At 56.8% G+C, this 26,401-nt stretch carries 28 protein-coding genes and 4 pseudogenes; 18 read left to right on the top strand and 14 right to left on the bottom strand.

The annotated features are described in order from the left end of the window. The first annotated feature begins 58 nt into the window (after positions 1-58). The 10 genes and pseudogenes from FHT97_RS29030 (at position 59) to FHT97_RS28990 (ending at position 5,452) form a co-directional block, all read left to right on the top strand. Positions 59-496, top strand: a complete 438-nt coding sequence (locus FHT97_RS29030) for an Hsp20/alpha crystallin family protein (protein WP_183758831.1) — start codon at positions 59-61, stop codon at positions 494-496. Positions 497-509: 13 nt separating this feature from the next. Further along, complete coding sequence (locus FHT97_RS29025) at positions 510-893, top strand: Hsp20/alpha crystallin family protein (protein ID WP_183758829.1); 384 nt, start codon at positions 510-512, stop codon at positions 891-893. A 14-nt stretch (positions 894-907) separates the two neighbouring features. Continuing rightward, positions 908-1,411 carry an Hsp20/alpha crystallin family protein gene (locus tag FHT97_RS29020; RefSeq protein ID WP_183864997.1) on the top strand — a complete coding sequence of 168 codons (504 nt, stop codon included), beginning with the start codon at positions 908-910 and terminating at the stop codon, positions 1,409-1,411. Between the two features lie 208 nt (positions 1,412-1,619). Continuing rightward, positions 1,620-2,273 carry a BON domain-containing protein gene (locus FHT97_RS29015; protein WP_183864996.1) on the top strand — a complete coding sequence of 218 codons (654 nt, stop codon included), beginning with the start codon at positions 1,620-1,622 and terminating at the stop codon, positions 2,271-2,273. Between the two features lie 280 nt (positions 2,274-2,553). Then, the gene (locus tag FHT97_RS29010) at positions 2,554-2,838 is read left to right on the top strand and encodes a cation:proton antiporter (RefSeq protein WP_183864995.1); all 285 of its coding nucleotides are present in this window, start codon (positions 2,554-2,556) and stop codon (positions 2,836-2,838) included. Then, positions 2,793-2,915 (top strand): annotated as a pseudogene (locus FHT97_RS31265) (antibiotic biosynthesis monooxygenase); the annotation flags it as partial. The gene FHT97_RS29010 and the pseudogene FHT97_RS31265, both read left to right, overlap by 46 nt. Before the next feature lie 320 nt (positions 2,916-3,235). Further along, positions 3,236-3,847 (top strand): HdeD family acid-resistance protein, encoded by a 612-nt coding sequence (locus FHT97_RS29005; protein ID WP_183759221.1) that lies wholly within the window; start codon positions 3,236-3,238, stop codon positions 3,845-3,847. A 20-nt stretch (positions 3,848-3,867) separates the two neighbouring features. After that, a complete protein-coding gene (locus FHT97_RS29000) occupies positions 3,868-4,359 on the top strand; it encodes a redoxin domain-containing protein (protein WP_183864994.1) in 492 nt (163 codons plus the stop codon). Next, positions 4,346-4,888, top strand: a complete 543-nt coding sequence (locus tag FHT97_RS28995) for a DsbA family protein (protein ID WP_183759219.1) — start codon at positions 4,346-4,348, stop codon at positions 4,886-4,888. The genes FHT97_RS29000 and FHT97_RS28995 overlap by 14 nt, the downstream gene beginning before the upstream one ends. Positions 4,889-5,098: 210 nt before the next feature. Then, positions 5,099-5,452: a PRC-barrel domain-containing protein gene (locus tag FHT97_RS28990; RefSeq protein WP_246712834.1), complete on the top strand. Its 354-nt coding sequence runs from the start codon at positions 5,099-5,101 to the stop codon at positions 5,450-5,452. Between the two features lie 232 nt (positions 5,453-5,684). Here FHT97_RS28990 and FHT97_RS31485 read toward each other — a convergent pair whose 3' ends face one another. The 4 genes and pseudogenes from FHT97_RS31485 to FHT97_RS28970 form a co-directional block, all read right to left on the bottom strand. Continuing rightward, the gene (locus FHT97_RS31485) at positions 5,685-5,822 is read right to left on the bottom strand and encodes a manganese efflux pump (protein WP_281412100.1); all 138 of its coding nucleotides are present in this window, start codon (positions 5,820-5,822) and stop codon (positions 5,685-5,687) included. Between the two features lie 67 nt (positions 5,823-5,889). Continuing rightward, on the bottom strand, positions 5,890-6,330 hold the full coding sequence (locus tag FHT97_RS28980; protein WP_183864992.1) for a type II toxin-antitoxin system VapC family toxin: 441 nt from the start codon (positions 6,328-6,330) through the stop codon (positions 5,890-5,892). Next, entirely contained in the window at positions 6,330-6,584 is a 255-nt protein-coding gene (locus FHT97_RS28975; RefSeq protein ID WP_183759216.1) for a type II toxin-antitoxin system Phd/YefM family antitoxin, read from the bottom strand. The genes FHT97_RS28980 and FHT97_RS28975 overlap by 1 nt, the downstream gene beginning before the upstream one ends. 475 nt (positions 6,585-7,059) lie before the next feature. Further along, positions 7,060-7,593: pseudogene (locus FHT97_RS28970) on the bottom strand (ethanolamine ammonia-lyase light chain EutC); the annotation flags it as partial. A 393-nt stretch (positions 7,594-7,986) separates the two neighbouring features. On the opposite strand from FHT97_RS28970, the gene FHT97_RS28965 reads away from it, so the two are divergent. After that, entirely contained in the window at positions 7,987-8,922 is a 936-nt protein-coding gene (locus FHT97_RS28965) for an ABC transporter ATP-binding protein (RefSeq protein ID WP_183865008.1), read from the top strand. Between the two features lie 138 nt (positions 8,923-9,060). Here the strand turns inward: FHT97_RS28965 and FHT97_RS28960 are convergent, their stop codons facing one another. Both FHT97_RS28960 and FHT97_RS28955 read right to left on the bottom strand, forming a co-directional pair. Beyond that, on the bottom strand, positions 9,061-9,684 hold the full coding sequence (locus FHT97_RS28960) for a TetR/AcrR family transcriptional regulator (RefSeq protein ID WP_058321992.1): 624 nt from the start codon (positions 9,682-9,684) through the stop codon (positions 9,061-9,063). Between the two features lie 2 nt (positions 9,685-9,686). Next, positions 9,687-10,151: a DUF1348 family protein gene (locus FHT97_RS28955; protein WP_058321991.1), complete on the bottom strand. Its 465-nt coding sequence runs from the start codon at positions 10,149-10,151 to the stop codon at positions 9,687-9,689. 333 nt (positions 10,152-10,484) lie between these two features. Here FHT97_RS28955 and FHT97_RS28950 point away from each other — a divergent pair, with 333 nt between their 5' ends. Next, on the top strand, positions 10,485-10,781 hold the full coding sequence (locus tag FHT97_RS28950; protein ID WP_348649659.1) for a transposase: 297 nt from the start codon (positions 10,485-10,487) through the stop codon (positions 10,779-10,781). 208 nt (positions 10,782-10,989) lie between these two features. On the opposite strand, the gene FHT97_RS28945 is transcribed toward FHT97_RS28950, so the two are convergent. Together FHT97_RS28945 and FHT97_RS28940 are read right to left on the bottom strand one after the other, a co-directional pair. Next, complete coding sequence (locus FHT97_RS28945; protein WP_183864991.1) at positions 10,990-11,292, bottom strand: hypothetical protein; 303 nt, start codon at positions 11,290-11,292, stop codon at positions 10,990-10,992. Between the two features lie 16 nt (positions 11,293-11,308). Beyond that, entirely contained in the window at positions 11,309-11,746 is a 438-nt protein-coding gene (locus FHT97_RS28940; protein WP_183864990.1) for a universal stress protein, read from the bottom strand. Between the two features lie 592 nt (positions 11,747-12,338). Here FHT97_RS28940 and FHT97_RS28935 point away from each other — a divergent pair. The 3 genes and pseudogenes from FHT97_RS28935 to FHT97_RS28920 all read left to right on the top strand — a co-directional run bounded on the left by FHT97_RS28935 (position 12,339) and on the right by FHT97_RS28920 (position 15,337). Then, positions 12,339-12,539 carry a hypothetical protein gene (locus FHT97_RS28935; protein WP_183864989.1) on the top strand — a complete coding sequence of 67 codons (201 nt, stop codon included), beginning with the start codon at positions 12,339-12,341 and terminating at the stop codon, positions 12,537-12,539. Between the two features lie 141 nt (positions 12,540-12,680). Further along, positions 12,681-13,493: pseudogene (locus tag FHT97_RS31255) on the top strand (lysylphosphatidylglycerol synthase domain-containing protein). 233 nt (positions 13,494-13,726) lie between these two features. Beyond that, positions 13,727-15,337: an MBL fold metallo-hydrolase gene (locus FHT97_RS28920; protein WP_183864986.1), complete on the top strand. Its 1,611-nt coding sequence runs from the start codon at positions 13,727-13,729 to the stop codon at positions 15,335-15,337. A gap of 222 nt (positions 15,338-15,559) precedes the next feature. Here FHT97_RS28920 and FHT97_RS28915 read toward each other — a convergent pair whose 3' ends face one another. Continuing rightward, positions 15,560-16,606, bottom strand: coding sequence for a hypothetical protein (locus FHT97_RS28915; protein WP_183864985.1), 1,047 nt, complete (start codon positions 16,604-16,606; stop codon positions 15,560-15,562). Positions 16,607-17,067: 461 nt separating this feature from the next. On the opposite strand from FHT97_RS28915, the gene FHT97_RS28910 reads away from it, so the two are divergent. Continuing rightward, a complete protein-coding gene (locus tag FHT97_RS28910) occupies positions 17,068-18,360 on the top strand; it encodes a DUF2254 domain-containing protein (protein WP_183864984.1) in 1,293 nt (430 codons plus the stop codon). Here the strand turns inward: FHT97_RS28910 and FHT97_RS28905 are convergent. Next, entirely contained in the window at positions 18,347-19,219 is an 873-nt protein-coding gene (locus FHT97_RS28905; RefSeq protein WP_183864983.1) for a bile acid:sodium symporter, read from the bottom strand. The two genes, FHT97_RS28910 and FHT97_RS28905, sit on opposite strands and share 14 nt — an antisense overlap. A gap of 537 nt (positions 19,220-19,756) precedes the next feature. On the opposite strand from FHT97_RS28905, the gene FHT97_RS28900 reads away from it, so the two are divergent. Continuing rightward, the gene (locus FHT97_RS28900) at positions 19,757-20,221 is read left to right on the top strand and encodes a DUF2267 domain-containing protein (RefSeq protein WP_183864982.1); all 465 of its coding nucleotides are present in this window, start codon (positions 19,757-19,759) and stop codon (positions 20,219-20,221) included. 3 nt (positions 20,222-20,224) lie between these two features. Continuing rightward, positions 20,225-20,541 (top strand): annotated as a pseudogene (locus tag FHT97_RS28895) (mechanosensitive ion channel family protein); the annotation flags it as partial. Between the two features lie 429 nt (positions 20,542-20,970). Here FHT97_RS28895 and FHT97_RS28890 read toward each other — a convergent pair. The 4 genes from FHT97_RS28890 to FHT97_RS28875 form a co-directional block, all read right to left on the bottom strand. Continuing rightward, a complete protein-coding gene (locus FHT97_RS28890; protein WP_183864981.1) occupies positions 20,971-21,399 on the bottom strand; it encodes a sulfocyanin-like copper-binding protein in 429 nt (142 codons plus the stop codon). 322 nt (positions 21,400-21,721) lie between these two features. Continuing rightward, positions 21,722-22,132 carry an EF-hand domain-containing protein gene (locus FHT97_RS28885; protein ID WP_183864980.1) on the bottom strand — a complete coding sequence of 137 codons (411 nt, stop codon included), beginning with the start codon at positions 22,130-22,132 and terminating at the stop codon, positions 21,722-21,724. Positions 22,133-23,126: 994 nt separating this feature from the next. After that, a complete protein-coding gene (locus FHT97_RS28880) occupies positions 23,127-24,836 on the bottom strand; it encodes a SulP family inorganic anion transporter (protein WP_183864979.1) in 1,710 nt (569 codons plus the stop codon). Between the two features lie 428 nt (positions 24,837-25,264). Beyond that, positions 25,265-26,248: a zinc-dependent alcohol dehydrogenase family protein gene (locus FHT97_RS28875; RefSeq protein ID WP_183864978.1), complete on the bottom strand. Its 984-nt coding sequence runs from the start codon at positions 26,246-26,248 to the stop codon at positions 25,265-25,267. Positions 26,249-26,401: the final 153 nt, after the last annotated feature.

The following is a 26,401-nucleotide window of genomic DNA, read 5'->3' as shown; positions in this document are numbered from 1 at the left end:
CACGGATGCACCTTGTGGAGACATCGAAGCTTCATCCGACATAAAAAGGGAGATCGGCATGCTGCACAATATCGAGAACACGGGAAGATGGTTAGACCCGCTGCGCCAGATGCGGTCCGCACAAACTGACATGAGCCGTCTGTTTGACAATCTCCGGCTGGCGGCGGCTCCTGAGTTCCCCTTGATGAACATCTGGGCCGGGGCTGACGGAGCGGTGATCACGGCCGAGATACCTGGCGTGATACCAGAAGAACTGGATATCTCCGTCCATCAGAACACGGTTACTCTGCGTGGCAGGCGACCCGCCGAGCCGCTCGCAGACGCAGTTGTCCACCGCCAGGAACGCACCACCGGCGCGTTCGCCCGAAACCTCGTCCTGCCATTCCGCGTCGACGGCGACCGTGCGACGGCGAAGTTCAAGCAAGGTGTGCTCCGCCTGGATCTGCCCCGCCCGGATGCGGACAGGCCGCACAAGATAACAGTCAACCGCTCCTGAGGAGAACGCCGCAATGGCCGACCAGCAAACCAACGGGACAGTGCCCGCCGAAGCCACCCGGACAGAGCCTGTCTTCACCCCGCCGACCGACATAGTTGAGGACCCGAAAGGCGTCCGGTTGTTGCTCGACATGCCGGGCGCGGATCCAGACAGCCTCGACGTCACACTTGACCAACGTGTCTTGCGGGTCTCAGCGCGATCAGTCTCCAGTGCGCCTGAAGGTTATGCGCTGGTACATGCCGAGTATCGCGATGGAAACTATGAACGCAGCTTCACGGTCTCCGAGCCTATCGAGACAACGAAAATCGAGGCCGTGTTTCGGGACGGCGTGCTTAAACTTACACTGCCGAAAGCGGCGCCTTCGCCAGCCGCCAAGATCAGCGTCAAGGCAGGATGAGGGAGGTTTTCGCAATGAGAATCACAGATCTCGTTCCAAGGAGGGGCGCCGGCCGCGACGTAACCGCCCGCTCTGCTCCCCCAGATCCCGTGCGCGGGCTTCAACTGGATGTCGACCGCGCTTTCGAAAACTTCTGGCGAATGATGCCGTTTCCGTTTTCTGCGATGGAGCGTCTGCCACAAGTGGACGATGTTCGTGTGGATGTCAGCGACAATAGCAAGGAGATCACGGTGACGGCAGAGTTGCCGGGCATGAGCGACGCGGATATCGATGTGTCTATCACCGACGGTCTGCTGACGATCCGTGGCGAGAAGAAATCCGACCATAAAGCCGAGGCAAACGGCGTCCTTGTCAGAGAGAGGGCGTATGGCGCGATGGAGCGTACCGTGCCTCTCCCCGACGGAATCGACCCCGATGCGGCTACGGCCACGTTCAAAAATGGTGTGTTAACGCTCGTAATTCCAAAATCACGGGAAGTGCAAGCAGACACAAAGCGCATTCCTGTCCAGGCGGGTTAAGCCGTCCTCCCCTCGCAACCCGCCATATTGTCCGCAACCCTCCTCGGTTGCGGACTTTTTAGTTCTGTACCGCCTTTACTCTGGGTCGCCCAACCAAAACTGACGGCCGTCAGGTCGGAGGCCGTACAAGTGAGCTAGCTTCCCGATGCTGCTGAAGCAAGGCCGCTTTTACAGCGCAGCTTAAACAACTAACGCAGAGGATCGCGACATGACAACAGATAGCGACATCAAACGTGATGTGGAAAGCGAACTCAAATGGGATCCGGACATAGATGCCTCTGACATCGGAGTGGCGGTGAAAAGTGGGGTCGTCACGCTCAGCGGCTTTGTGCGCAGCTTCGCCCAGAAATATGAGGCGGAGAAAGCAACCAAGCGGGTCAAGGGCGTTCTCGGTGTCGCCAACGACATCGAGGTTCGACTGCCGTCGCTTCACGAAAAACCCGATCCGGAGATCGCACGCGCTGCCGTGGAGGCACTCAAGTTCGAGCTTCCCTACTCCCACGAAAACTTCAAGGTCGTCGTCAAGGACGGTTGGGTAACCCTCGAAGGCAGTGCCGAGTGGGAATATCAACGCAACCGCGCTGAAGCGGCCGTGCGAAAGGTCAAGGGTGTCAAGGGTATCTCGAACCTGGTGACGCTAAAGCCGCGCGTCACGCCAACGGAAGTCAAGTCCCAGATCGAGGCGGCGCTGAAGCGAATGGTCGAGGTCGATGCGAACCGCGTGACAGTGACCGCCAGCGGCGGCGAAGTGACCCTGACAGGCTCCGTGCGCTCCTGGGCTGAACGGCAGGAGGCGGAGCGTGCGGCCTGGCGGGCGCCCGGCGTCACCAAGGTTGACAACCGCATAACCATCTCACCGTAACCGATCAACGTTCAATACCAGCCGGGCTTTCTAGCTGCCCGGCTGATATCCCTCGATAGAGGAGCTTGCAGCTTGAGCCGCACACGGGACCCCGAACCGCATCTGCCGGAGACCATGGATCCAGACCAAATTGAATTGGCCAGCATAGGGTCGTTTCCCGCGAGTGATCCCCCTTCGTGGATTCCCATGCGTCTCGGCCGCCCGCAGACAGCAGCAAGACAAGATTCCACCGAAATGGCTGAAACCCCGAAGGATCACCCTCGCGCCGCCGCCTCGGATCATGGGTGGTGCCATCGCCATGTCGTCGACAGCCATCGCCCTGAAGCAACTCGCTGAGCAGAATGAAATCACCAGCCGGCACGGGCGGCTCGCGCTCGGAATATTGCTTTTCCAAGACCTGGCAACACTCCCGCTGCTCATCCTGGCCGACGCGTGGTCCCAGAGCGACACCATCGCCTTGACGGCAATTCTGAAACAGATGGTGGTTGCCACCACGGCTCTTCTCGCTGCAGCCGTCATGCCGGCCGCGACGCCCATCTCGCGGGAAAGGTCGCCGAGGCATTGATGGTGCGCGCGGGGGAATTGCTTCGCACGCCGCCTCAGATCGAGAAGATTGATGTGCTCGCAGCCAAGCTGCCGTGAAGCGGCGCGGACGACCATGTCACTTCCAGAGGTGATCGCTGGCACAAATATGCGGACTCAAGTCCCGGCATATCCGCCGGCCGCATGTCATGCGCATGCGGCACTCCGAAAACGCGCCGGTGTTTGCCTTGAGAAGGGCAGTGCAACCGCTTGCCACCGTCATGGGTGGCGGGCTCCCTTGGGGAACTGGTCACCGCGATCCTATGCAGAAATCGTAAAAAACTGACGGTCGTCACGGCCGGCGCGGCGCGGCGATCATATCCTTCTTACGTGGCGTCTCGAATTCGACAAACGCTTCCCGGACGCGAACGGAGCGCACAATGACGAGCATCCCATCAACCGATAGCCGCAAGATCAACGAGATGAACGACGTGCTTGCAAAGAATTGGTGGGTCGTCGCATTGCGAGGCGCCCTAGCCATCCTCTTCGGTATTGCTGCATTTGCGATGCCCTTGGTAACGATGCTCTCGCTTGTGGTGGTTTTCGCTGCATTCAGCTTCATCGACGGCGTCTTCGGGGTTGTCATGTCAGTGCGCGGTGCGCGCAAGGGCGAGCGCTGGGTCTGGTTGCTTTTCAGCAGCATCCTCGGCATCGTCACCGGCGCGGTCGCGTTCCTGTGGCCCGGCATTACGGTTCTTGCCTTCGTCATCCTGGTAGCGGCATGGGCCCTGGTATCGGGCACGTTTATGCTGGTCTCGGCCTTTCGGCTGAAGATCGACCACGGCCGCCTCTGGCTGGTCATCGGCGGCATCGCAAGCCTCGTTCTCGGCATACTCCTCGCCATCTCGCCCTTCATCGGGGCGTTGGTGCTGACTTTCTGGATCGGCGCGCATGCCCTCATACTGGGCGCCACGCTGCTCGTCCTGGCTTACAAGCTGCGGTCCCGCAGCACTGGCCTGCCGGGCACTCTTGCCACGTCCGCCACGGCTTGATCGATGAGAGGAGAAAAGGCATGTCTTCTATTCTTACTGCGGGAACGAAAGCACCCGGTTTCACGCTACGCGTGACGCCCGACCAGACCCTTTCCCTGTCCGAGTTTGCGGGCCGGCGCGTAATCCTGGCCTTTTATCCAGCGGACTGGAGCCCGGTCTGCGGCGACCAGATGACGCTTTATAACCACGTCCTTTCCGAATTCCGCAAGAAAGGCGCTGAACTCGTCGGGATCTCGGTGGATGGCGCATGGTGCCATCAGGCTTTCGCCCGGGAGCGGAACCTGCATTTCCCATTGCTTTCGGATGCCCATCCCAAGGGAGAAGTTTCGCGCGCTTACGGCGCCTATCGCGACGATGTCGGCGAGAGCGCCCGCGCACTCTTCCTCATTGATGAGTACGGCACGATCGCATGGAGCCACTTGTCCCCGGTCGCCGTCAATCCCGGGGCAGACGGCATTCTCGACGCCCTCGACCAAATGCCAAACCTGGAGCAGAAAAATGTCGACGCTTAAAGTTCCTGTCAATTCGCGTGACCACAGTCGTGGCGGAGCGAACGCAGCCGTCACGCTCGTGGAATATGGCGATTATCAGTGTCCCTATTGTGCCATCGCCAATCCAATCGTCCGATCCCTGGAAAACCGGTATGGCCAGTCACTGTGTGTCGTCTTTCGGCATTTCCCGCTCGTCGAGATCCATCCACTCGCAGCGCCGGCAGCGGAGGCGGCGGAGTATGCCGGAGATCAGGGCCGGTTCTGGGAAATGCACGATGCGATCTATTCGAACCAGCATCGGCTGAGCACCCAACTCTTTTTCGCCATTGCCGGCACCTTGCAGTTGTCTCAGATGGGACTTCGGGATTCGCTTACCCGCTCGCTGCATGCCGACAAGATCCAGGCCGATTTCATTGGCGGCGTCCGCAGCGGCGTCAATGGGACACCCACCTTCTTCGTCAATGGCGTGCGACATCAGGGCGGTTTCTCGGCACCGGAGCTCGCGGCTTCAATCCAAACCGCGATGGACGTCCTGGCTCCGGTGCGATGAGGCCTCGATCTCGAAGATATTGACGGGCGTCAAGGCTATCACGGCTGCTTCGTCCAGATCTTATCCAACCCACGAAGCTGAAGGAATGGGATCATACCTAGTGCGCCAGTACACTTCAAACCCGGAGGATTCGAGATGCACCATAACAGCGCTTCAAAGACATATCGCAATGCCCACCTCGCATTGGCAATCGGCATGGATATTGTGTTGATGACCACCATTTTCCTGCCGTCGTCAATGCCGGCAGTCGCGCAAAACGTCGTTGTCGTCGACGTGGATGTGAAGGAAGTAGCCAAGGGCTACCGCGCTACCAAACTCGTGGGTGCCAAAGTAAAGAACGGTACTGGCGAGACAATCGGATCAATCGATGACTTCATCGTCGATCGCGAGAAGGTCCTCTTCGCGATTCTCCAGGTAGGTGGCTTTCTCGGCATCGGCGGTTTCCTTGTCGCTATCCCTTACAATTCATTGCAGGTCAACGCGGACGGCTCGAAGATTGTGCTCGCCCAGGGGAGTAAGGAGGAGCTGCAGAAACTTCCGGAGTTCAAATACGAAGGAAAGTAAATGGCGCGCCTCCCGCGATGAGGAACGGAGACTTCGCCTCGCGCGATCAAGCCTCAAACCCATATCCCGTCGCGGAACAAGCCGGGACCGGTCCTCCTAGCTCATGAGCGCTGTCAAGCCTTTGTTTCATAGCAAATATTCCGGCAATGTGCCGGGCGCAGAGCGATTTGGATGTGCAAAGTAGGAGACGGAACTGAGACGACGGCTGAGCAAGCTCTCATGCGCGGATTGGTTACCGCATGACCGTGGTTTCGTCCTGGGTCTGCCTCGTTACCTGCAGGAAAGCGAGTGAGACACCGACCGCCATCGCGTCGAGACTGGTTCCAATCGCTGTCGCGACAAAGACCAGGAGGACACGCCAGTCCGCCAATGGATCAGTTGTTTTTGCGCCTATAGCGCAGCTTATCAGCGCTGACAGCTTCGTGTCAGTACCGAGACTAAGCCGTTCCAAGCTGTGTCGGCAGATCCCACGGGCTCACAAGAGTAACTCCCATACCTTCGAAATCTTTGATATTGCGCGTGACTAGCGTCATCCGATGGATGAAGGCAGTCGCCGCGATATAGGCGTCATTGATCGGTTTGGGACTGGGCACATGCCATTGGGCTGCCTGCACTGCCGCGGCATCGTCCAAGGGCAGGATGCGATTGGAAAACGCGGTTAGAACAGTATTTTCCAGCCAGTTTCGTAACACTTTCCCGGCGGCTGCATCATTATGCTCCGCCAGCCGAACACCAATCTCCAGTTCGTGCAGGACAACAGATGAAATGAAGGCCTCGGCCGGATCGATGGTTTCGTTCCAAACCACGACATTCGGATCAGCCTTGCCGCTCGCGACCTTGCGCAGTTCGGACACCACGTTGGTATCGAGCAAAAACATCAGGAGAGATCAACCGGCTGGGCGCGTTCTGCGCGCTCGGGGAGCATCAGGTCAACGTCTTCGGCCCCCGAAGCTGCCAACATATCGCCAAGCGTCCGCATTTTACCTGTAAGTCGCTTGTACTCATCGAACGACAGCAGAACGTGAGCAGGCCGTCCCCTGTCGGTGATTATCACAGGCCCATTCCTGGTGGCGCGCTTTGCACGGCCAAGATCCTGATTGAGCTCCCGGCCCGAAAGAGTGGTGATGGTCACGACAAACCTCATATATGTGGTTACGTAACCACATATAGTATCTAGGGACAGGAAATGCAAGCCGAGCCGCCTTGGTGGGACGCTGCAGAAAAGTCGTAAAGTGTCAGAGGCGAGGCATGTTTCGACCTCGCGCAAAGCTGATCTGCAGACGCTCAACTGCCCATCCGATGCCATTGGTCTCATAACAAAGCCCAAACCATACCGGCACGCGGCAAAATTCGAGTTCGGTATGACTGCAGGGCGCCCTAGCAGATCTCGCAAATCTCATCAGCGAGGCGCTTCGTCAGGCTCGGCGGCCCGGATGCCGGCCGCCTCATCCTACTTAGGACGCTCATCGCAGGCACCGGTGGATATTGCCGGCATTAAGCTTGCGAGCCAGCGTCGACTTGCAGACAGGTACCTAAATTGTAGTGGAGGAGAAGAAGGCGAGCCGCGGCTTCATGGTCAGACGACACGACTTTCATCGCCTTCGGCTCTAGGTACGATAGCGTCGGCTGCCATTCACGCTCTTTCCGACGATTTCCCGAATGATCGGCAAAATTTCTCTTGCTGCTTCCTTAGCCGGCGCGGGCCGTAGCTGCGACATTGCTCACAAGCTTCGTGATGTCGTGATCGATGTGCTTCTCGGACCAACGTTTGCCGCTGGCGACGGTGATATAAACCGAATAGGCGTGGTGCATGGTACCGGGGTGTTCGCCGATGATGTGAAGGACCCCTCGCAAGCTGTTGGGGTCTGCTTTTTCGAAAAGCAACTCACCGATTCGGTAGCCGGCCCGCACCCTTCCGCCGGTGACGAGGATGTTGCTGTCGCTCGTCGGCACGTCGGCCTCTGCAAGCAGTCTACGCATCACCTCCAGATAGGGGCAAGGTGTAAGTCGTCCATGATGGCCTTGGCGTTGAGGCCGTCCGAGATAACAATCTGGCCCTTGGGCAGGTTGCCCCAAGAATCCCTTATCCTTTCAATGTTTGCAATGGCTTCCGGATTCAGCTTTTCGCCTGAATCCGGATGGATGCTCGTAGAGATCCCTTATTTTCGTGTTTGTCAGCACGACCTAGTTGGGTCCGTTAGGCGAGCTGTCCGTCATCGCCGGATCGGACTGTTCCAAAACGTGTTAGCGTCTTTGCGGTAGGTCACTATCTCAATCGTGCCCTAGCGCTTATTGCGGATGATAGCCCGGATTTCTGCCGCCGCGCCTCCAGAGAGATAGCCGTTCGTCCGCATCTGGCCCCTAGGACAGTGCCAACCTCAATCGACAGACATTGCGGTGAGTCAATGATGGAGTCTCGACAATCTGGCTGAATGCACGTCAAGGAGGACACCAGCATGAGAATAGAGACCAGACGCGAACCGGCTCAACGAGAAGAGGCAGAGGCGGTATCGCAAGTTCGCCGTGGAGACACAATGCCGCGGTGGCTCTCCGGCTTCATCTGGAAAATGGGACGGGGTCATCAGACCCTCTTGGTACTTCTGTCAGTCCTACTATTTGCCATAGGCATCTTCCCGCTCGAAATTCAGCGACGAATTGTTAACGGTGCGACGCAAGGGGTAAGCCTGAACACGATCCTCGTTCTCGTGGCTGCCTATCTTGCGCTCGTCTTGGCTGAAGGCGGTATCAAACTGGTATTGAACGTATACCGAGGCTGGATTGGAGAGGTCGCGGTCCGGTGGCTTCGCATGACAGTCATCGACGCGAGAGAATACAACTCTCAAGATCTTACGACCTTGGCGGAAGGCGTCGAAATGTCGATAGTACTCGCCGAGGCCGAACCGGTCGGCGGGTTTGTCGGAACCAGCATGTCCGAGCCAATACTGCAGGCAGGCATACTTCTGGCGGTTGGCAGCTACATGATCTACCTGCAGCCGCTACTCGCTCTTGCCGTCATTGCGGTGTTCATACCGCAGGCCGTCCTCGTTCCCATTCTGCAGGGGCTCATCAACCAGCGCGTAAAGACTAAAATCACCGTCATGCGGCACCTCAGCGAGGAAATGGTTGATCATGCTTCGCCAAAGTCGCCAAAACACCAGGCCGCCCGAGTCCAGCGCCTATTCTCAACGAACATGAGTATTTACAGACTGAAGTACGCGCTGAACTTTCTGATGAATTTGATGTTTCAGCTTGGATATGCAGGAATTTTCGCGCTCGGAGGCTACTATGTCATAACTGGGAAGGTAGAAATCGGCACGGTAGTTGCGTTTATAGCTGGCCTCAACAAGGTGTCAGACCCGTGGGGTGCGCTGGTCGATTGGTACCGGGATCTGCGTGTTACGCAGGTGAAGTACGAGCTTATTCGGGATGCTAGCACGGCGAACAATAGCCATTTTCCGCCCGTAGGCTAGGCTCTGGTGACAAAGTTTTGTCCCGTCTCCCTGCGGACGCTTTGCCGAAACTCCTGCCGCTGGCCTTTGACCGCTCGTGGAGTGGCAAGATTGCCCGAAATCCTGCCGCTCCGCGTTGTGTTGATATCTCCGCTAATCTTAGACAAGCCGACCTTCATTTTGCGGTGAAACGTCGGTTGTGCCCTCGTAGTTAGAGGTATCGTTTTCGATCACCAATCGTCCCCGGAGTTGGTCGATAGCCCGTTGGAAAACGGCTGGATCGTCCATTGCCCGAGAAAGAATAATTGCTCCTTGGATAGCGAGAACTGCCTCTTCCGCGAGGAGGCGCGATTGATCGGCTTCACGGCCCTGCCGAATAAGCGCTGACTGCAATGCGTCCACCCAAGCTACGAAATAACCTCGGATAGCTTGCGCGAAGAGGTCACGCGTATTGGCCACTGCCAAGGCACCGACGAGGCACACGCGCCTGCCGGACCGAAAATATTGGTCCGTCGAGGCGAGCATGGCACGGATGGCACCATTAACATCGCTCTCGTTACGCAACGGGGAATATACGGCATCCTCGAACCATTGGCCGATTTCGCCGAGAACAGCCCGCACCATCTCTTCCTTTCCGTTCGGGAAGAAGTGGTAGAGGCTGCCCTTACCGAGACCGGTAGCCTTGCCGATCAAGGCAAGGCTTGCGCCTTCGTAGCCATGTTCGCGGAAAACTTCGGCCAACGGGGCTATGGCGTCGGCTCTTTCAGCGACCATGCGGGCCATGATTAGAGGCCCAGATCGCTGAGGCTGGCGTGATCATCCGGCCGACGGCCAAGAGGCCAGTGGAACAGACGATCGCTTTCAGCAATCGGCATTTCATTGATGCTCGCGTGTCTGTGCGCCATCAGGCCGTCCTCTGCGAATTCCCAGTTCTCGTTACCATATGCGCGGTACCAGCGGCCGCCATCGTCGCGATATTCATACGCGTAGCGTACCGCGATGCGGTTACCGGTGAAAGCCCATAGCTCCTTTATGAGGCGGTATTCGTGCTCCTTGTTCCACTTGCGTGTCAGAAATGCCTGAGCTTCTTCGCGATTGCTCGCGAACTCGACGCGGTTCCGCCAGCGGGTGTCGAGCGTATAGGCCAGAGCGACTTTCGCCGCGTCTCTAGTGTTCCAGCCGTCTTCGGCCAACCGAACCTTTTCGATGGCGCTTTCGCGGGTGAAGGGGGGGAGTGGGGGACGTGACATCTTTAGTTCCTTGTTGAATTGATGGGATTGTACCGTGCGGTAATCTGTTTACCGATCGGTACAATCTCGTATGAACATGTGGTTGTCAAGTGGCATTTCCGTCTGGCTGTTTGAGATCGATTTGGAGCGGCACGTGGTAGACTCGTTAGCGGCCGCTACCGACTAGGCCGGAGCGTTCTCACTCTGGCGCGATCGCGAGGGAGGCCGTACGCGACAGCGTATTGTCTTGAAGACGGAGTTAATCTGGCCCAGGTCCTGTTACCCAAGCTGATTCCCAAATTAGCGGAAGCGCGATTCAAAACTGCCTTTTAGAAGGCGGTTTTTACGACAAAAATCCACGCCCGTGCAGACGGTCAAGGACGCCCTCTCGGCTTCATCCTGACGGGTGGCGAGGCTTCGGATTACAACGCCGTTCATGATCTGCTGGCGATACCGGTCGGCAAGCCGAAGCTCTTCCTTGCCGATAAAGGCTATGACGGCGATTTCCTGCGTGAAGAACTCCTGATCCATGGGATCAGGTCGGTCATTCCGCCAAAGGCCAACCGCAAGAACCCGCTTGCCTGCGACTACCGGGCCTACAAGGACCGAAACCGTATTGAGCGGATGTTCAATCGCCTCGGATGGCCGTGAACATCCGAAAACAAGTTTCATTGTATTTACTTTCACAAGGCTTCCCTTTCCGTGGTCTGGTCTCACGACAGTGGCGGCGGCAACGTGAAATTTCGCTGGTTCACATACAGATGTCCTCAGGGACGGTTCATCAAAATTAGAATGCCCCCGACTGGGATGCCTGGCCCGGCGGTACGCGCAGTCTGGTTCTCCAAATCTCGCTGGCATTTTAGCGGATCCTATTTGCTGCTTGAGGGGCGAAATTCGAACCAATCAACAGCATCTTGCTCGCCTCGGAGGCGTAATCCCCGGCGACAAGCACGAAATCGCCAGCACCGTCCAATGCGTCGTTGTACTCCAAGCTCCGAACGAGATCACCCAGGATCTCTGCGTCCTTCTGGCGGCGTCTTACGAAAAAATCGAGGACGCTATCTGAAATTGCAAAGCCGAATCCATCAGATTGAGTTGAAAGTCGACGCTCGCCTCCAGTATCTTTTCGCGTTCGGCGATAGCCGGCACCTTCCTTGTTCAATTGCCCTTCGGTGCCTTCATCGGTATACGAGTACCGGGATACGGGAATGACTTAAGACTTTCGTCGTGACACTTCCAAGAATCAGGCCAGCGACGCCTCCACGACCATGGGATCCCAATGCGATGAGATCGCAGCCATTGGTGATGGCGGCCTGAATGATGCCTTCGTGAATCTCTTCTTTTCGGAGCTTCACGGTATAGCTTGCAACGCCCTGATGGCGTGCGCGCAATTCGACCTCGGCCAGGAATTGCACCGCTTGTTGATCCGAAAGCCGATCATAATCCTCCTGACTGGCCGTCAGCTTGTCGCTGTCGGTTGTGAATATCCGGAAGGGTTCGAGCACATGAGCGAAGACGACCGAGGCGTTGGCATCCCTGGCAAAAGCCACGGCGTTCTCCGCGGCCGCGACCGCAAGTTTGGACCCATCGGTTGGAATGAGAATCTTGGCAAACATGGTCTATTTCCTCCTAGCGGCATTCTAAGGCACGACGCCCGTCTTTCTTTGATTCTTGTCAATATTCCTTGTCTGAGTTTCTGCCGGGGCTACTACGCATCCGCTCACCTTTACGGAGGTCAATGCGAGCCAATTTGTCGTCGTGAAAAAGAGCCCTTTAGAATGCAGGGGGCGGAGCCGAGATGAGAACCGAGAAGTCCCCAGCCCATCGGATATGGTCTCGCCACATTGGCGCGCCTGGGTATTCGATCCAAATTCGGCTAGCGTCATGCATCTTCGTTTCAGCGATGTCATCAGATAGCAACCGCGATAAAGGTTCACCGGCCGGGGGTTGCCGAAATGGACGTCGAAGGGCATCGGCAAGTCGAAACTCATTCCTAGTCGCGTCGATGCGCACGCCCCGAGTTGTTTGAAACGGCTGCCGCCGAGACCTCTGCTGGTATGGACAAGAACGGGCTCATCGGGGCGCTATCTGGGGTCGTCGCGAGCCAGTGCAGGGAACGATTGGCGTGTCGCACGCCGGTCGGGTAGCGTTGGCTCTAAGCGGCGATGGAGCCTCCGGGTAAAGCGCCTGGATGCCAGATATTCGGGGATGTATGAACGGATCTGCTTGTCGGCATTCCCGCCGCGGGGCGTTGCTATTCGCAAGCCTGTCGATGGCGCCTTCCTGGCCAAGAAGTTCTGCCGGACGGGCGTGAACGACATGACGGCCGACACCAACTTGCTGCTTGATCGCGAGACGATCATGCTTGAGTTTCTATGTGCACGAGAAAGGAAAACTGGCGGTCTTTGACCGCGTCAAACATGGAGGCGACCATTGGTAAGTACGAAGGGAGGATCGGACGACCTGCTTTTGAAACCCGAACGATCTGCCGCACATGCAATCATCGGCTGGTTCGCCGGCGCGCTGATATTTGGCGGCGTAATCGGGCTCGTGCTGCACTTTTCCGATATCGCCGAACTGGTGTCGGTATTGAAAGCAACGCGTCCGCCTTGGATCACCGCGGCGATATCGTGTCAGCTTTGCGCTTATGCTTGCGCCGCCGCTGTCTGGCAGATGGTTACGAGGCGCGCGGGTTTTCGGCTTCGACTTTCAGATCTTCTGAGACTAGCCGTCATGGAACTCTTCGCCAATCAGGCGATACCCACTGGCGGCCTGAGCGGAAGTCTGCTGGTTGCCCGCGGCCTTGTACGGCGACAGATCCCATCCTCCGTCGCCGTAACCGCCTTGCTGGTCGCCGCCCTTTCCTATTACCCCGCCTACTGCCTGATGGCAGCACTTGCGTTCGTCCTTCTGTGGTCAACCGGCGATCTCAACGACGCATGGGCATGGCTGTCAATCCTGTTCGCAGGGATCGTCACCCTGATCACCGTCTGCCTCGTAGCAGTCATTGTTACTAAGGGTCGCTGGATTCCAAGGTCTTTCCGCCGGAGGGCGCTGATGGCGCCCATTGCAAAGGCGCTTGCTGAGGTTCGGACCGACATGATCAGCGATCCGAAAGTGTGGCGCTGACTATAATCTTTCAACTCGCGATTTTCGTTCTGGATGCGACCACGCTATGGTTCGCTGTGCTATCTCTCGGGACGAGCATCGGCCCCTCTCCAGCGTTTATCGCCTTCGTTCTCGCGTCAGTCGTTGCGACCGTCTCACCGATACCGCTGGGCCTGGGTTCATTCGAAGGAGGTTGCGTCGCAGTCCTCCACTTGCTTGGTGTGCGCATAGAAGTCGCTCTTGCAGCCACACTGATTTTCCGAGGAATATCGTTTTGGATGCCCATGCTTCCTGGAATGTGGCTGACCCACCGGGAGACGCGAGCCGATCTTGGCCCAAGTCAATACCCGGATCACGAGGTTTTTTGATTTTGTTGGTCCTCTTCCCTTTTCGGCCCGTACTTTGATTGAGGATCAGGGGCAGATTGATCTCGGTCAAGGAAGCAGTGTCCTGCATCTGTATGCTCTCGTCAAAACCAGAGGTGGAACATGCAGGAACCGAAATTATCCTTCCATGGCGCGGCCGGCTCGGTGACCGGCTCCTGCTTCCTCCTCGACGTCGCGGATTCTAAAGTTCTGATTGACTGCGGCATGTTCCAGGGTTCCAAAAGCGAGAAGGAACTAAACTACCGGCCCTTCCCTTTTGACCCGACGGAAATCGACGCCGTTCTCCTAACCCACGCCCACATCGATCATACCGGTCTGCTTCCCAAGCTCGCAAAGGAGGGTTTCGGCGGGCCTGTCTATGCTACCCGGCCAACCATGGAACTGTGTGGTGTCATGCTGCAGGACTCCGGACATATCCAGGAATCCGAAGTCAAGCAGCTAAACCGCCGCAATCGCAGGCGGTCACGGGAGCCGGTCGAGCCGATCTACACAGCTGACGACGCCCGCATGGTGATGGCGCAATTCATATCTGTCCCCTATCAGCAATGGCAAGAAGTAGCGGGCTCGATCAAGTTCCGCTTCTGGAACGCTGGGCACCTGCTCGGATCGGCCTCGATCGAGATGGAAGTCGCCGTAGTCGACGGTTCACGGCGGCTCCTCTTTTCAGGCGATATCGGTACCCGCTACAAAATGCTGGAAGGGTTACCTCAGGCCCCCGTGGGCACGGACTATCTCATCTGCGAGAGTACATATGGGGACCGCGAGCGCGAGGATTACACGCAGGACGATCGCCGCGGGCGGCTGAAAGAGATCGTAGCCAAGGCAAACAAACCAAATGGCGTGCTTCTTATCCCCTCTTTCGCCGTGGAACGCACGCAGGAAGTGCTGACGGATCTTGTCGCGCTGATGGACGACGGAACCATTCCTCGTTCGCCAGTCATGATTGACTCGCCGTTGGCGTCCAGAGCGACCGAGGTATTCAAGGCCCAGGCAGGTGAGTTAGCGAACGCTGGCACGTTCATACGCGCCCTCAACGCACCCAATGTCAGGTTCACCGAGTCGGCAGAGCAGTCAAAGGCACTTGATCTCGTTCGCGGTTTCCACATCATCATCGCGGCGAGCGGTATGTGCGAAGCGGGACGCATCCGCCACCGGCTGCGCAACTGGCTCTGGCGGCAAGAGTGCACTGTTCTCCTGGTGGGCTTCCAGGCAGCTGGAACTCTGGGTCGAGTCCTGCAGGAGGGTGCTCGTATGGTTCGAATCCAAGGAGACGAGATCCTCGTAAAGGCAAAAATCATAACATTAGACGCCTACAGTGGTCATGCCGATGCGACTGAACTCGACGAATGGGTATCTGCCCGGGCGCCGATTGCAAAAGGCATATTTCTCGTTCATGGGGAACCTGCAGCGCGTACCGCTCTGACACGTCTCTTGGCGCGGACGCAAAAAGTTCCCGTGATAGAGCCACGGCTCGACGACACATTTTACCTGACCCGAGAGGGTGCATGCATGGCCGAAGATCATACACACGCCAGACTAACACCCGAGCAGCTAGGGCGGCCGGATTGGCATAACGACTTCCAGAGCCTGGTCCTCGATCTGTCCCAACGTCTTAACTTGGCCGCAGACCAGAAAGGCCGGGCTATAATCCTTCGAAAGATCAGGCGTGCCCTTGAACCAGACGACGAGATCGCCAAGGCAAAAACAGAATGACATCTGTCAATTGACGGGAACTTCCAATAGGGCCGCGATCATCTCACGTTTCCCCACCCGGGCGACGTCGAGGGGAGTCTCTGAAATCGTCGACGTATGAAGCAAAATCTGGAACATTAGTGCGATCCTCCGACGAGATCGGATGACCCAGTCGTAAAGCTTGAAAATCGGGTCTTCAGCAGGCAGCCAAGAGCTTACATCGCGGATCCTAAAATAGGAGGGCTATCCACGTGCGTCAGCGCTGCGAGACAACGTCTTGCTTATTGGTTTTGGCCCCTTCGCAATATCATCTTCAGGCCGTATGACGTTGCCGGTTTGGGGAATATTGCTTCTCGGCAAGGACAGCGAAGGCTTGAGTGGTAGAAAGATGTCGCGCACAACATCACTTGCGACCGCTTCCGCATAGCCGAACTGCAACCCAGTCGAGCGATCCAAATTGTAGATGTCTGATCTCACGACTGCCCCATCCTCCCGCCGGACGAGACGCGTTGTTAGTCGAAAGACATCCTTGCCCTCTCGCACGCTGCCATGAAAAAGATAGAGCGTCCTTCCGTGCTCTGGACCCAGCGCCGGATTGAGCTCTGTGACCACTCTCAGCCCCCCTCCAGCAAGCAGTTTGACGATGATGTCGTCCCTGAGAAAGCGTGAGACTTCTGCTGTCTGGCTGTTTCCCGCGTTGTCGAAAGGCTCGACTACTACCGTCGGCGTGGATTCGAAACCTGACACCACAAGCGGACTGGTTGAAAGCCGATCTATGATCAGGAAAGCCATTGCGATGCCAATCGCCGCAAGTCCTATTGCCCCAAGCCGACGATCGGTCGAATGCCAGAGGGCAGAATACCACCAGTCGCTATCGTCAACGGAACTCGCAGGCGTGGAGGCGCGGACACTTTGTCTACCAAACTCAGGGTTCGATCTGAACTGCGGAACATAGCCACCTTTCGGTATAGTAATAAACACAGCTTCAGGCTGAGAAGCCAAGAGATAAAAGCGCTCGAGTTCTCTCCTTATCCGTCCAGCCTCGATGCGCACGGCGGGATCTCCCTGAGCGTCGAAATTCCTCCGCCCAAAAATACTCACGGCGATGGTGTAGGCCTTCAGGTATTGCGCTCTTCCGGCGAGCGTCTCCTCCACGATATAGCGCAGGAACCGCCTCCCGCGCTCGGGGAGTTGAAGATCCCCGCTTGCAAGAATTCGTTCCAGCTGAACCTGAATGTCTAGGTCCGAAGGCTCACTGGATGCCGTCTGCAAACCTGATGAACTTGTCATTGCCCTCCTCCGTTTCCTCACTTCCTTGTTGAAGCACAGCAGAGGAGGCTGCACGATCGTCCGCCCGGAAAGACCGGTTCCTGCTCTCAATCCAATGAATGAGGCGGCTTGCTTCCTTACGGGTCAGCAAGATCGTCGTGACATCCAGTTCAGCAGGTGACCCAGTCAACGCATCCACAACATTGAAAAGTCCGTAAGCCGCGCGGACGCAGACGTATCTCGGTTTGTTCTCCAAAGTCATGCCCATGAGCCCGTAAATCCCTTGGTCGTCCTTTAGGCTGTCAATCTGCTACCAGGCACATTGCGCTTAGTATCGTTAAGGTTAGCAAGGGACGCCATACGTACATTGAGCCAGATCAAAAATGAAAGCCCGTCAATCTTGATCGGCGTCAATGCTGACTGGATCGGATCAGCCATGCTCACAGGCAAATTCAATTCATCTCCAAGGGGGAGGCACCAAAATGAGTTGGAACCGTTGGTATGGCCTTCGAAGTTATATCAGATCCTCATTGTGGATCGTTCCGTTCATCGCCCTACTGCTTTATGTGGCGGCCATCAGATTGGTTTACGCATTTGGGGATTGGCTTCCATGGATCGATGTCTGGCCCTGGGGAGTGGCAGGAACCCAAAGGATGTTGGAAACGATCGTAACGATGACGTTGACCTTCGTCGTCTTCACGTTCGGTTCGCTACTGGTGGCAATTCAAGTCGCCGGTGGACAGTTGACACCCCGGATTATCGCAACGACCCTACTGAGAGATAATGCGATTCGATTCACCGTTGGATTGTTCATTTTTACGTTACTTTTTGCTGCAGGGGCACTTGCCAGGCTTGATACAACAGTCCCGCAGGGCGTTTCAGGCATGGCCGGGCTTCTCGGCTTTCTTTCAATCGCCGCTTTTTTGTACCTGATCGACTATGCTGCCCGCCTGCTCCGCCCCGTTAGCATCATCGCAAGGGTTGGCGAGCGCGGGCATGCCGTCATTGAAGAAGTCTACCCCGAGGAATCGAGCAAGGATGCCTCCAACGACAACACGACTGTGGCTGTTACACCAGATAAAATTGTCTACCATCAGGCTCATCCGGCCATCGTGGTTGCCATCAACCAAAAAGCTCTCCTGGAGCTCGCTGAAAGGACCGACTCCACTATCGAACTTGTCCCGAGAGTGGGCGACTTTATTGGCACCGACGAACCCCTCTTTCGTTTGTACGGGCCCCACCTGCCGGACGTACACCGTTTAAAGAGCCTGGTCGCTCTTGGACCAGAGCGAACCCTTGAGCAAGATCCCACGTTTGCATTCAGGATCATCGTCGACATCGGCATCAAGGCGTTATCCAAGGCTATAAACGATCCAACCACTGCTGTTCTTGCAATCGACCAGCTACAACGACTGTTATGCTTCGTAGGTAAACGACGCCTTCTTGGTGACGAAGTCCGCGGCAAGACGGGGAAGTTGCGACTAGTCCGCAGGACGCCCAACTGGGAAGACTTTGTACAGTTGACGTTCAGCGAGACCCGCTTGTATGGTGCTGAGAACTTTCAGATCGCCAGGCGGTTGCGTGCGGTTATCGAGTACGCCCTGCAAGTTCTGCCTGACGACCGTCGCCCGGCGCTTCTTCAGGAACTGGATCTCATGGATCGCATGTTAGAAAGGATCTACCTTATGCCCGAGGATTTGGCGTTGGCCAGAACGCCTGACTCGCAAGGGTTAGGGGGGGCTGCGAAGCACGCTGCTTCCGCTAACCGGTCCTAATTTTAAGGCGTCGTTCGGGCGCGAACCGGTTCAGTATCTTGGCTAGCACGAATCCCATCAGCAATGTGATGCAGGCTGCCAGTATGCACATCGTGCTCGATCGTGGATCCGCGTCGGGGACGGCTGATAGCGGAGCCAGTGCAGCGCCAACATTTCTTGTCGCAACTCCAAGCGTTACCACGCTTCGCTTGTTATGAGGTAGGCCGACCGTGAGCGCATAGGAACATGCCGCAAGCCCAGTATAATAGATGAACTGAGCCGCAATCGCAAAAGTACCGACGGCACCCACCATGTCGCGCCAGTTCTGCAAAAACGCCGTTGCCAAGAGCACTACAATGTTGAGCACGACAACCTTCCTCACGACGGGATCGAACCTATCCGCCCATCGCCTGGAGAGGCTTCGCACCCCAATGCCAACCCCAAAGGGAGCGAGTACCAACAACAATAGAGGACGTGCAATCACCCCTGGACCCGCGTGAAGGTCTGGCGCCACGAACGGGACCGCGATCGGCATTAATATGATCGTGCCGAGCGCAGCAATAACGATGAATGCCGCCGTGTAGGCAGCGTCGGCCTTTGCAACATCGGACAGAAGCGGCAGAAACGGCGCACATGGTGTTAGGCCCAGCAAAAGCAGTCCAAGCTCATATGGCGTTGGCAGTGCTAACAGCCGGGCGATCACTACGGCGAGAATCGGCCCGACAACAAAACCGGAGAGGACGCTTGCGATTACGAACCGACTGTCATGTAGTGCGACCCAGGCATCTTTGAGCTCAAGTTTCAAACCGACGTCGACCAAGCTCCCAAGCATAAAAGACACAAGTGCCACCTGAAGAGTGTATTTCAGCAAATCGGTCATCAGCGGCCCTCCGTGGAAATTTCTGTAGGCAACATAACTCGGCGTTCGCAATCCCACCTTGATTTGCTTCAATGTAACCGGCTGGTTTGCGCAATTGGCGTGCCGTGTTTCCAATTACGCCAGCAGCGTAATGATCGTGGGAGAGAATCAAACCTGACACCGCAGCCGAAGCAAATCTTCCGCCTGCGTTCCGGCCTCAGGGGGCTCACTGCCAAGCGTATTGCCGCTTGTCTTTAGCACGAAGCGTGCTTTGGCCTTCGGCGGTACGACGCCATCATGACACGGTTGTCAAACGCGATGGTCAACTGGACCAGGTTCGCATGGACCCAAGACGCTCTCGATGACGGCAATTGCCCGTTCTCTCCTCACTGATGGAGGCGATCCGACAGCTCGGCAGTTCAGCGTGCGCCGATTGTGGGTGGTCGCATGAGGCGTCAAGCCCGGCTGAGAGCGCTAATTTGACGGAGGTCAAGGACAACGAGCGCGAGGACGTCTAGCAATGAGATCTGCGGATAAGATTCAGTACAGGAGGGTCTAATGCGCTACAGTCCATTTCTCACTTTCCCAGACGCCGCCCGGGATGCCGCCGTCTGGATCCGGGAGCTTTCAGAATTGCTTGGATGTGATCAGCGCGACGCTTACGACGTGTTGCGCACGACCATGCATGCGGTCCGCGATAAGATGTCCGCGGATGACAACGCAAAGGTTGGCAATGATCTCCCTTTGGTGCTGCGAGGTCTCTATTTCGAGGCATGGGATCCGATTAAGAGCCACGGCCACAGTGACCTTCAGGATCTTCCGGCCTCACTCCTTTCAGCCTTGCCTCATCACATCGCGTCAGACAGAGATGTATTCGAAAAGCTTCTAAGACTTTTCGAACGCCGCCGGCGTCACAAGAGATCGACGAAGCTCGATCTTGCACTAAAGCTCTGCGCGACTGGCATCGACAGCAACAGTCCGGACGCCGTTGTTCCTCACACGGTGTCGCCCGGACTGCGTTAGTTTCAGGATATCATTAGCGGCGTGTTTTACATGCTCGACGACGCATTCAAAGTAGCTGAATTTATTCAAGCGAAGGGCTACAAGGGAACCGTAGAAGGTTTCAACCTCCGTTCGGTAACGTCTTCGCCATCATCGAGGCCCGGTGTTTAAGGTCCCATGCGGCGACCTCGGTGCGGTTGAAAACATTAGCCGGGACTGGGTATCGACAAATTCCGGATCTCGGTGGGTTACGGCACCGACATTGAGGCCGCTCGCAACTGCCAGACAAAGTTGGTGCCGAACTGAAGGCCGACGCCGCGCTGGGGCCGCTTGTCATTGAGTGGAGGGCCGGCCGCCCAGACGTGCATTCGCGCGCATCAAACAGGCGCAGCTATCCATCCAGTCCCCCGACAGACGAGATAATATTCGTCATTCCAACTGCTGGGCGCTTAAGCGCTGGCCGCTCAAGAAGCGGGGAGGAGCGATAATGACTCATCGAAGCGGCTACGCGTTCGCCAACAAGGATCTGCGCAGAATAAATGTCATGGCGACGCACCACGCTGATGCCAGCATTAATGCTGGTTCTAATCCCAGAACATTCGCTCAATTGGATCGTTCAGCAAAATCCGCTGTCCTGACGCTCACGCTCAATGCGCTTATATCGCTCTTGCCAAAAAGCACGTGCTTTTGGATACGTCGCGTCAGCGGGGCTTTGTCGAAGCGACGCCTCCAAGCCTGCCCCACTCGGTGGGCGCAGGGCTTCCCATGTGCTATTCAGTGACCGTAAGCTTTGCCTGCATCCCGGACTCAAAGTGCCCCTTGATGTTGCACAAGAGCAAATAGGAACCGGCCGAGAGCTTGGCCTTCAGCTGACCATCGGCGCCCGGCTTGAGATCGGAAACCTCGCCCAGGCTCTTCAACTGCTTCTCGTCCACTCGATGCTTGGACTTGACCAACGGGATTTTTTGATCGGACGTTTTAAGTTTCACCAGAACCATCTCGTGTTCTTCTGTCATTGCGTCGTTGTGAACCGCAAATACCGTCTCACCCGCCTTGATCGTCGACTGGTCGAGGGTAAGCGTCATCGGTCCGCCACCCTCGCCGCCTTCCACGACCTTTACCGTTGTGGCTGCCCACGAGGTACTGGCGATCGAGACCGCCGCAAAGACAGCAAGCCCATAACAAATGATTCTCTTCATTTCATCCGCCTCTTTTATCAGCCCGCGGCCCTACTAGCGGCCGTTTCTGACACTTGCCTGAATACCGACGGATTGGCACACAGCGCCCGACGCCTCCTCTCGAAACCCACCATCCCGAGCGTATTTGTTGGCGATCATGGATTCTAGCTACTTTGGCGAATATCTTCACGACGCTATTTTTGTTTCAGCGCTTGTGAGGCCCGCTATCCCGGGAACGCAATGGAGCGCGCATTTCGGCAGGATGCGGTGATCCTTTGATAGACCGCTCCCCGAATCTGGACGCAGCCGCTGCACGTGGCTCCCGTCTCACAGGGTGCCGGTTTCAATCGCGCCAAAATGTCTGCATTTCTTCCCGGGTCACCTTGCCGTCCTTGTTACTGTCGACACTGTCGAAAATCCGCTTGTGGATCGCTGTCACCTCGTCGAAGGAAAGTGCTCCGTCTCCGTTGCTATCGGCAATCGCGAACATGATTTTCATCTGTGGTCCATGCATCTCCATGGCTCGCTCCATCATTCCCTCTCCCATCATTCCGCCTTGCATCAAGGCCGCACCTGGAAAGCTTTTCTCGATTTGTCTCATCATTCTTTCCATCGGCGACGGAGAAGAATCGTCAGACGTCCCACCAGGGGTTTTGTTGTCCGTCCCATTGGATTGTCCGAAGACGAGTCCGACACTTCCAATCGAAAATATTGCCGCCACCAAGGCTGCCCGTGAGAACCCGGTAGTTTTCATAAGCTATCTCCTTCAACCTATCCCAGCACCGGTTTTCGGTGCGCTAACAAAATCGGATTGAGATTTCCGTCGTAGAGGCGCATGTTACGATGATCGGCTCATTGTGAGCCTGTCCCTCGTCTAATCGTTGACCCAGATCAAAGTAATCGACCGGACCTCGAATTCTGCGAAAGGGGGACCTTCGGTCCATTGACGTGTCGCCTGGAAGCAATTCAGTCCTTAGCTGCAGCCAGGAGCGAAAAAGGTGCGATTGCTGCATCGACGTCCGGGTGGGACGCACATCGCCAAGCAACGCTTTCTTTCGAAACCTTGTGCCATCGCCTCAAGGGTCAGCCAATGCGTCGAAATCTGGACATGTCATACAAACGACTGGGTATCTTTCGCGATTTCGACTGCGCAACATCCGATCTGGCGAAAGATGAATTCAGCCAGTTCGTCGACGGGTGCAACTAGATCGATCTCTCCATCAAGCAGCAAGGCGTTTTCAGGCGTCTCCGGGAAGTCCGCTTCGGCCGGGTCCTACATAGCACGTTCCAAGCTCAAGCCGATCGCCGGTTCCCGCCAGCCCACCTTTAGACCAGTTGAGTGAGCCAATATCCGAGGCAGCCCACTTTCGATCTCAATGGATCGGTGAAGCGCGACAAGCACGCACGTCGGGAGACCTTAGTCTGGCCAGCATGGCGCATATCGCTGGCATTCCTCCAGCCGATGCGCCGATGGCGAGGATATCGTATGGCATTTTGCTGGCCCGCGTTGTTTGCCCTTCTATAAAAGAGCCAACGCGTTCCGCATTGCGGAGGGTTAAACAATGGTTTTGCGGTTTCCTTGGACTGTCCGTTTCAATTCCCAGAACCATCCCTGCCGAAGGCAAGTCGCCGTTCATCGTCCCGGGACCGCTTTTTTCGTGTGGACATTGGCGGGCAGCACCACCGCATTATGTATAGCCATTGATCGGAGAGCTTTCCTGCAGATGTATCTGCAAGACGGAAGGTTCTCAGCTATAACTCGGCTCATTACTTTCATGCAGCCACGACCGCACACCATCCGTCGTCCGCTCGTGAAAGCCACTCGGCCCGACGAGCTTCTCGATCCCGCCCAATCGCATGCTATCCCGTACGGGGTCGCGCACCCTTGAGAAAGCCACAGTGACCCCAATACCCTGAAGTTCCTTGATGAGAGCGAAGAGCTCGTCGGTGGCGCTAACGTCGATAAAGTTGACTGATCCTAGATCCAAAAGGACGCATCTCAGCCCTGGCCGCGCCGTCAAGGATGCCTTCAGGAGCGTGATCATTCGTCCGATACTCGCGAAGAACAGGTCGCCGCCCACCCTCCAAATCAGCAGTCCTGCAAAGGTCTTTGCCTCGGGATGAAGATGTATGTCCCGATAGGCCTCGGTACCGGGAAGTTGTCCGACTTCGGAGCTCAATGGATGGCTTGCATGGTAGATCAGCGTCAAAATCGAGATAACGACTCCCAATACAATACCCTGCGGGACGCCCAGGACGAGTTCGCCCGCCACTACGATGATGCCATTGACAAAAGACCAGGGGCTTCTCCGGAAAAGATCCCGCAGATAACGCGGGGTAGATAGGTGCAGCATCGCGGCAATCACGACCGCAGCAAGCGCGGGTTGAGGCACAGTTCGGAACAACGGCGTCAGGAAAAACAGGGTCAAAAAACAAAGGAGCGCCGCGACCAAGTTGGCCGCTTGAGTTCGAGCACCCGCCGCCATCGCAACCGAGGTTTTCGATAGGCTACCAACAACGAGAAATCCACCCAACAGCCCGCTTAGTATGTTTGCTGGACCGTGTGCGACCAATTCCTGATTGGGATCTATATTTCCACCATTCTCAAGAGCCGCCGCCTTCGCAGCCCCAAGGGCTTCAGCGTAGCCGACCATCACAATTGCGAGCGCTCCTGGTGCAAGCTGGACCCAAATCGCGGGGTCGAGGTTTGGCAGTACTACGTTCGGCAAACCCGACGGGATGTGACCTGCGACATGGACGCCGGTCGCCTCTCCGCCAAGGACGCCAATTGCTATGGTGGCGAGTGCCATTACAAGCAGCGGCGCCGGAACGCGCGGGTTCAATCGTCGCAGGAGCATCATCGCCAACAACGAAATAAGACCAGTCAATGCAGGCGCCAGTGACATGTCATCCAGATGGACAAGAATGTTGCCAAGCCTTTTGAAAAAATTGCCCGCCGAGCCGTTGATACCAAGCAGTTGAGGCACCTGGCCTATAATCGTCACATAGACGAGCCCTTCAATGAAGCCTCTCATGACCGGGGTCGGTATAAAGCTGGCAACCCAGCCCATCCGCAAGAACCCTGATATCAGGAAGAGAGCCCCAATCAGGACCGCTAGACTTGAGGTTAGGGAATTGAACTGCGCGGTCCCCTGTGATGCAATCGCTCCGACCGTTAAGGCTGAGATGAGGCCGGTGGCGGTGTCAGGCCCCACGACAAGCTGGCGTGAGCTACCAAACAGCGCATAGGCAAGGAGCGCTGGTACTATCGTGGTTAGTCCCATGATGGGAGGCACACCGACAATCCCCGAATAGGCCATTCCTTCGGGAACCATCACTGCCCAGAGCGCTACACCAGCGAATGCATCTTGCACCAGCCACTCAGGTCGATAGTTGCCGACCCAGTCTACAATCGGCAAGGCTGCACGGATGGCGGACCTGACATTGGGCTGTTCCATAGCGCCTCGGAAGCTTACAGCGTTGTGGGTTCGCCAGATAGTTCACGAGCGTACCTCTGGCCTCGTCTGTTTATGAAATCCCTCACTGGACGCGGGGAAGCGGGTTTGCCATCATGCCCGGGGCGACGGAACCCCTGCGTGACATACTCGTCGCTCGGCTCGGCGCGCAGACGTAGAACGCAGATTGCGGCATAGGTGAGGATGAGGAGCATTTCCATGTGATTTCCCTTTGGCGCCTGCGGCAACTCGAGCATTCGCCAGCGGATCGGCGTTGGCCAACCCGCTGATCTGTTCGACGTTACCCACCTGCAACGTTAACTCTCTTCGAATAGGAACCCCGTCACATCACGTATCTTCTGTCCAGGAGAGCTTTGCGGGGGCACGGGCGCGCACTTAAACCGGCGATTTGGATCGATTATCGTCCACCACTAAGGAACCAGGACGGCTGCACCTTTGACCAGTCCTCCCCGCAGATCAGCCAACGCATCGTTCGCTCGCTCGAGCGGATATGCGGTGGTGACGGTACGCAGTCCCGCATGTCCAGCGAGATCAAAGAATTCTCTGGCATCGGCGCGTGTCAGGTTCGCGACCGATACCACATGACGCTCTCCCCAAAGTAGCTGATACGGCATGCGCGGTATATCGCTCATGTGGATCCCGCCGCAGACGACAGTGCCACCTTTACGAACCCGTGCGAGGGCGGCTGGCACCAACTCTCCAGCCGGGGCGAAAATGATGGCGGCGTCCAATTCAGCGGGGGGCGCTTCGTTCGACGCGCCTGCCCAGACGGCTCCGAGGTCTAGCGCAAAACGTTTGGCCATCTCATCTCCCGGACGAACGAAAGCATACACATCTTGCTTTCGCCACTGGCACACCTGAGCCAGAATGTGTGCCGCTGCCCCGAAACCGTAAAGACCGATCGTCTTCGCGTTGCCCGCCATCTTCAATGATCGCCATCCTATCAGCCCAGCGCAAAGCAACGGTGCGGTCGCAACCGGATCAGAGTCGTGGGGAAGCACGAAGGAATAGTTCACGTCCACCGCGGCATGCGTCGCATATCCACCGTCAAGCGTATAGCCAGTAAATCCGGGAGAGTCGCACAGATTTTCAGCTCCAGCGAGGCAATAGTGGCAACACCCGCACGTATGGCCGAGCCAAGGCACGCCCACGCGCTTCCCCACGATCTCCTCGGCAACTCCCGGTCCGATTGCGATGACTTCTCCGACAATTTCGTGTCCGAGCACGAGCGGCAACTTGGGATCAGGCAGCGCCCCCTCCACCACGTGCAGGTCCGTGCGACAGACGCCACAGGCCTCCACCCTTAAGAGCACCTGGTCTTTTGCAGGCCGCGGATCAGGTGCCTGTAAAAGACGCAAAGGTGACCCGACCTCTTCGAGGACCATTGTTCGCATGTTGCCTCCGCACCCCCATCCATCTACACGTTTGGACGCACCAGATTTTTAGCCTTGATCGATAACAGAGGGCCCGCCTTGATTTGAATCAAAGCGCACTCTCTAAACGGCACTTGAGCGAGCTCTTTCGATCAACTTCCGAGGACCCCACGC

Source organism: Rhizobium sp. BK399 (genome assembly GCF_014194695.1).
Lineage (GTDB): Bacteria > Pseudomonadota > Alphaproteobacteria > Rhizobiales > Rhizobiaceae > Rhizobium.
The sequence above is the reverse complement of the archived record's forward strand: the minus strand, read 5'-3'. Positions and strand labels throughout refer to the sequence as shown.

Bases quoted from the DNA above. Each gene is read 5' to 3' on its own strand.
- FHT97_RS29030 (WP_183758831.1), top strand. From the start codon at position 59: ATGCTGCACAATATCGAGAACACGGGAAGATGGTTAGACCCGCTGCGC.
- FHT97_RS29025 (WP_183758829.1), top strand. From the start codon at position 510: ATGGCCGACCAGCAAACCAACGGGACAGTGCCCGCCGAAGCCACCCGG.
- FHT97_RS29020 (WP_183864997.1), top strand. From the start codon at position 908: ATGAGAATCACAGATCTCGTTCCAAGGAGGGGCGCCGGCCGCGACGTA.
- FHT97_RS29015 (WP_183864996.1), top strand. From the start codon at position 1,620: ATGACAACAGATAGCGACATCAAACGTGATGTGGAAAGCGAACTCAAA.
- FHT97_RS29010 (WP_183864995.1), top strand. From the start codon at position 2,554: ATGGGTGGTGCCATCGCCATGTCGTCGACAGCCATCGCCCTGAAGCAA.
- FHT97_RS29005 (WP_183759221.1), top strand. From the start codon at position 3,236: ATGACGAGCATCCCATCAACCGATAGCCGCAAGATCAACGAGATGAAC.
- FHT97_RS29000 (WP_183864994.1), top strand. From the start codon at position 3,868: ATGTCTTCTATTCTTACTGCGGGAACGAAAGCACCCGGTTTCACGCTA.
- FHT97_RS28995 (WP_183759219.1), top strand. From the start codon at position 4,346: ATGTCGACGCTTAAAGTTCCTGTCAATTCGCGTGACCACAGTCGTGGC.
- FHT97_RS28990 (WP_246712834.1), top strand. From the start codon at position 5,099: ATGACCACCATTTTCCTGCCGTCGTCAATGCCGGCAGTCGCGCAAAAC.
- FHT97_RS28980 (WP_183864992.1), bottom strand. From the start codon at position 6,330: ATGTTTTTGCTCGATACCAACGTGGTGTCCGAACTGCGCAAGGTCGCG.
- FHT97_RS28965 (WP_183865008.1), top strand. From the start codon at position 7,987: ATGCCGCGGTGGCTCTCCGGCTTCATCTGGAAAATGGGACGGGGTCAT.
- FHT97_RS28960 (WP_058321992.1), bottom strand. From the start codon at position 9,684: ATGGCCCGCATGGTCGCTGAAAGAGCCGACGCCATAGCCCCGTTGGCC.
- FHT97_RS28955 (WP_058321991.1), bottom strand. From the start codon at position 10,151: ATGTCACGTCCCCCACTCCCCCCCTTCACCCGCGAAAGCGCCATCGAA.
- FHT97_RS28940 (WP_183864990.1), bottom strand. From the start codon at position 11,746: ATGTTTGCCAAGATTCTCATTCCAACCGATGGGTCCAAACTTGCGGTC.
- FHT97_RS28935 (WP_183864989.1), top strand. From the start codon at position 12,339: ATGTATGAACGGATCTGCTTGTCGGCATTCCCGCCGCGGGGCGTTGCT.
- FHT97_RS28920 (WP_183864986.1), top strand. From the start codon at position 13,727: ATGCAGGAACCGAAATTATCCTTCCATGGCGCGGCCGGCTCGGTGACC.
- FHT97_RS28915 (WP_183864985.1), bottom strand. From the start codon at position 16,606: ATGACAAGTTCATCAGGTTTGCAGACGGCATCCAGTGAGCCTTCGGAC.
- FHT97_RS28910 (WP_183864984.1), top strand. From the start codon at position 17,068: ATGAGTTGGAACCGTTGGTATGGCCTTCGAAGTTATATCAGATCCTCA.
- FHT97_RS28905 (WP_183864983.1), bottom strand. From the start codon at position 19,219: ATGACCGATTTGCTGAAATACACTCTTCAGGTGGCACTTGTGTCTTTT.
- FHT97_RS28900 (WP_183864982.1), top strand. From the start codon at position 19,757: ATGCGCTACAGTCCATTTCTCACTTTCCCAGACGCCGCCCGGGATGCC.
- FHT97_RS28890 (WP_183864981.1), bottom strand. From the start codon at position 21,399: ATGAAGAGAATCATTTGTTATGGGCTTGCTGTCTTTGCGGCGGTCTCG.
- FHT97_RS28885 (WP_183864980.1), bottom strand. From the start codon at position 22,132: ATGAAAACTACCGGGTTCTCACGGGCAGCCTTGGTGGCGGCAATATTT.
- FHT97_RS28880 (WP_183864979.1), bottom strand. From the start codon at position 24,836: ATGGAACAGCCCAATGTCAGGTCCGCCATCCGTGCAGCCTTGCCGATT.
- FHT97_RS28875 (WP_183864978.1), bottom strand. From the start codon at position 26,248: ATGCGAACAATGGTCCTCGAAGAGGTCGGGTCACCTTTGCGTCTTTTA.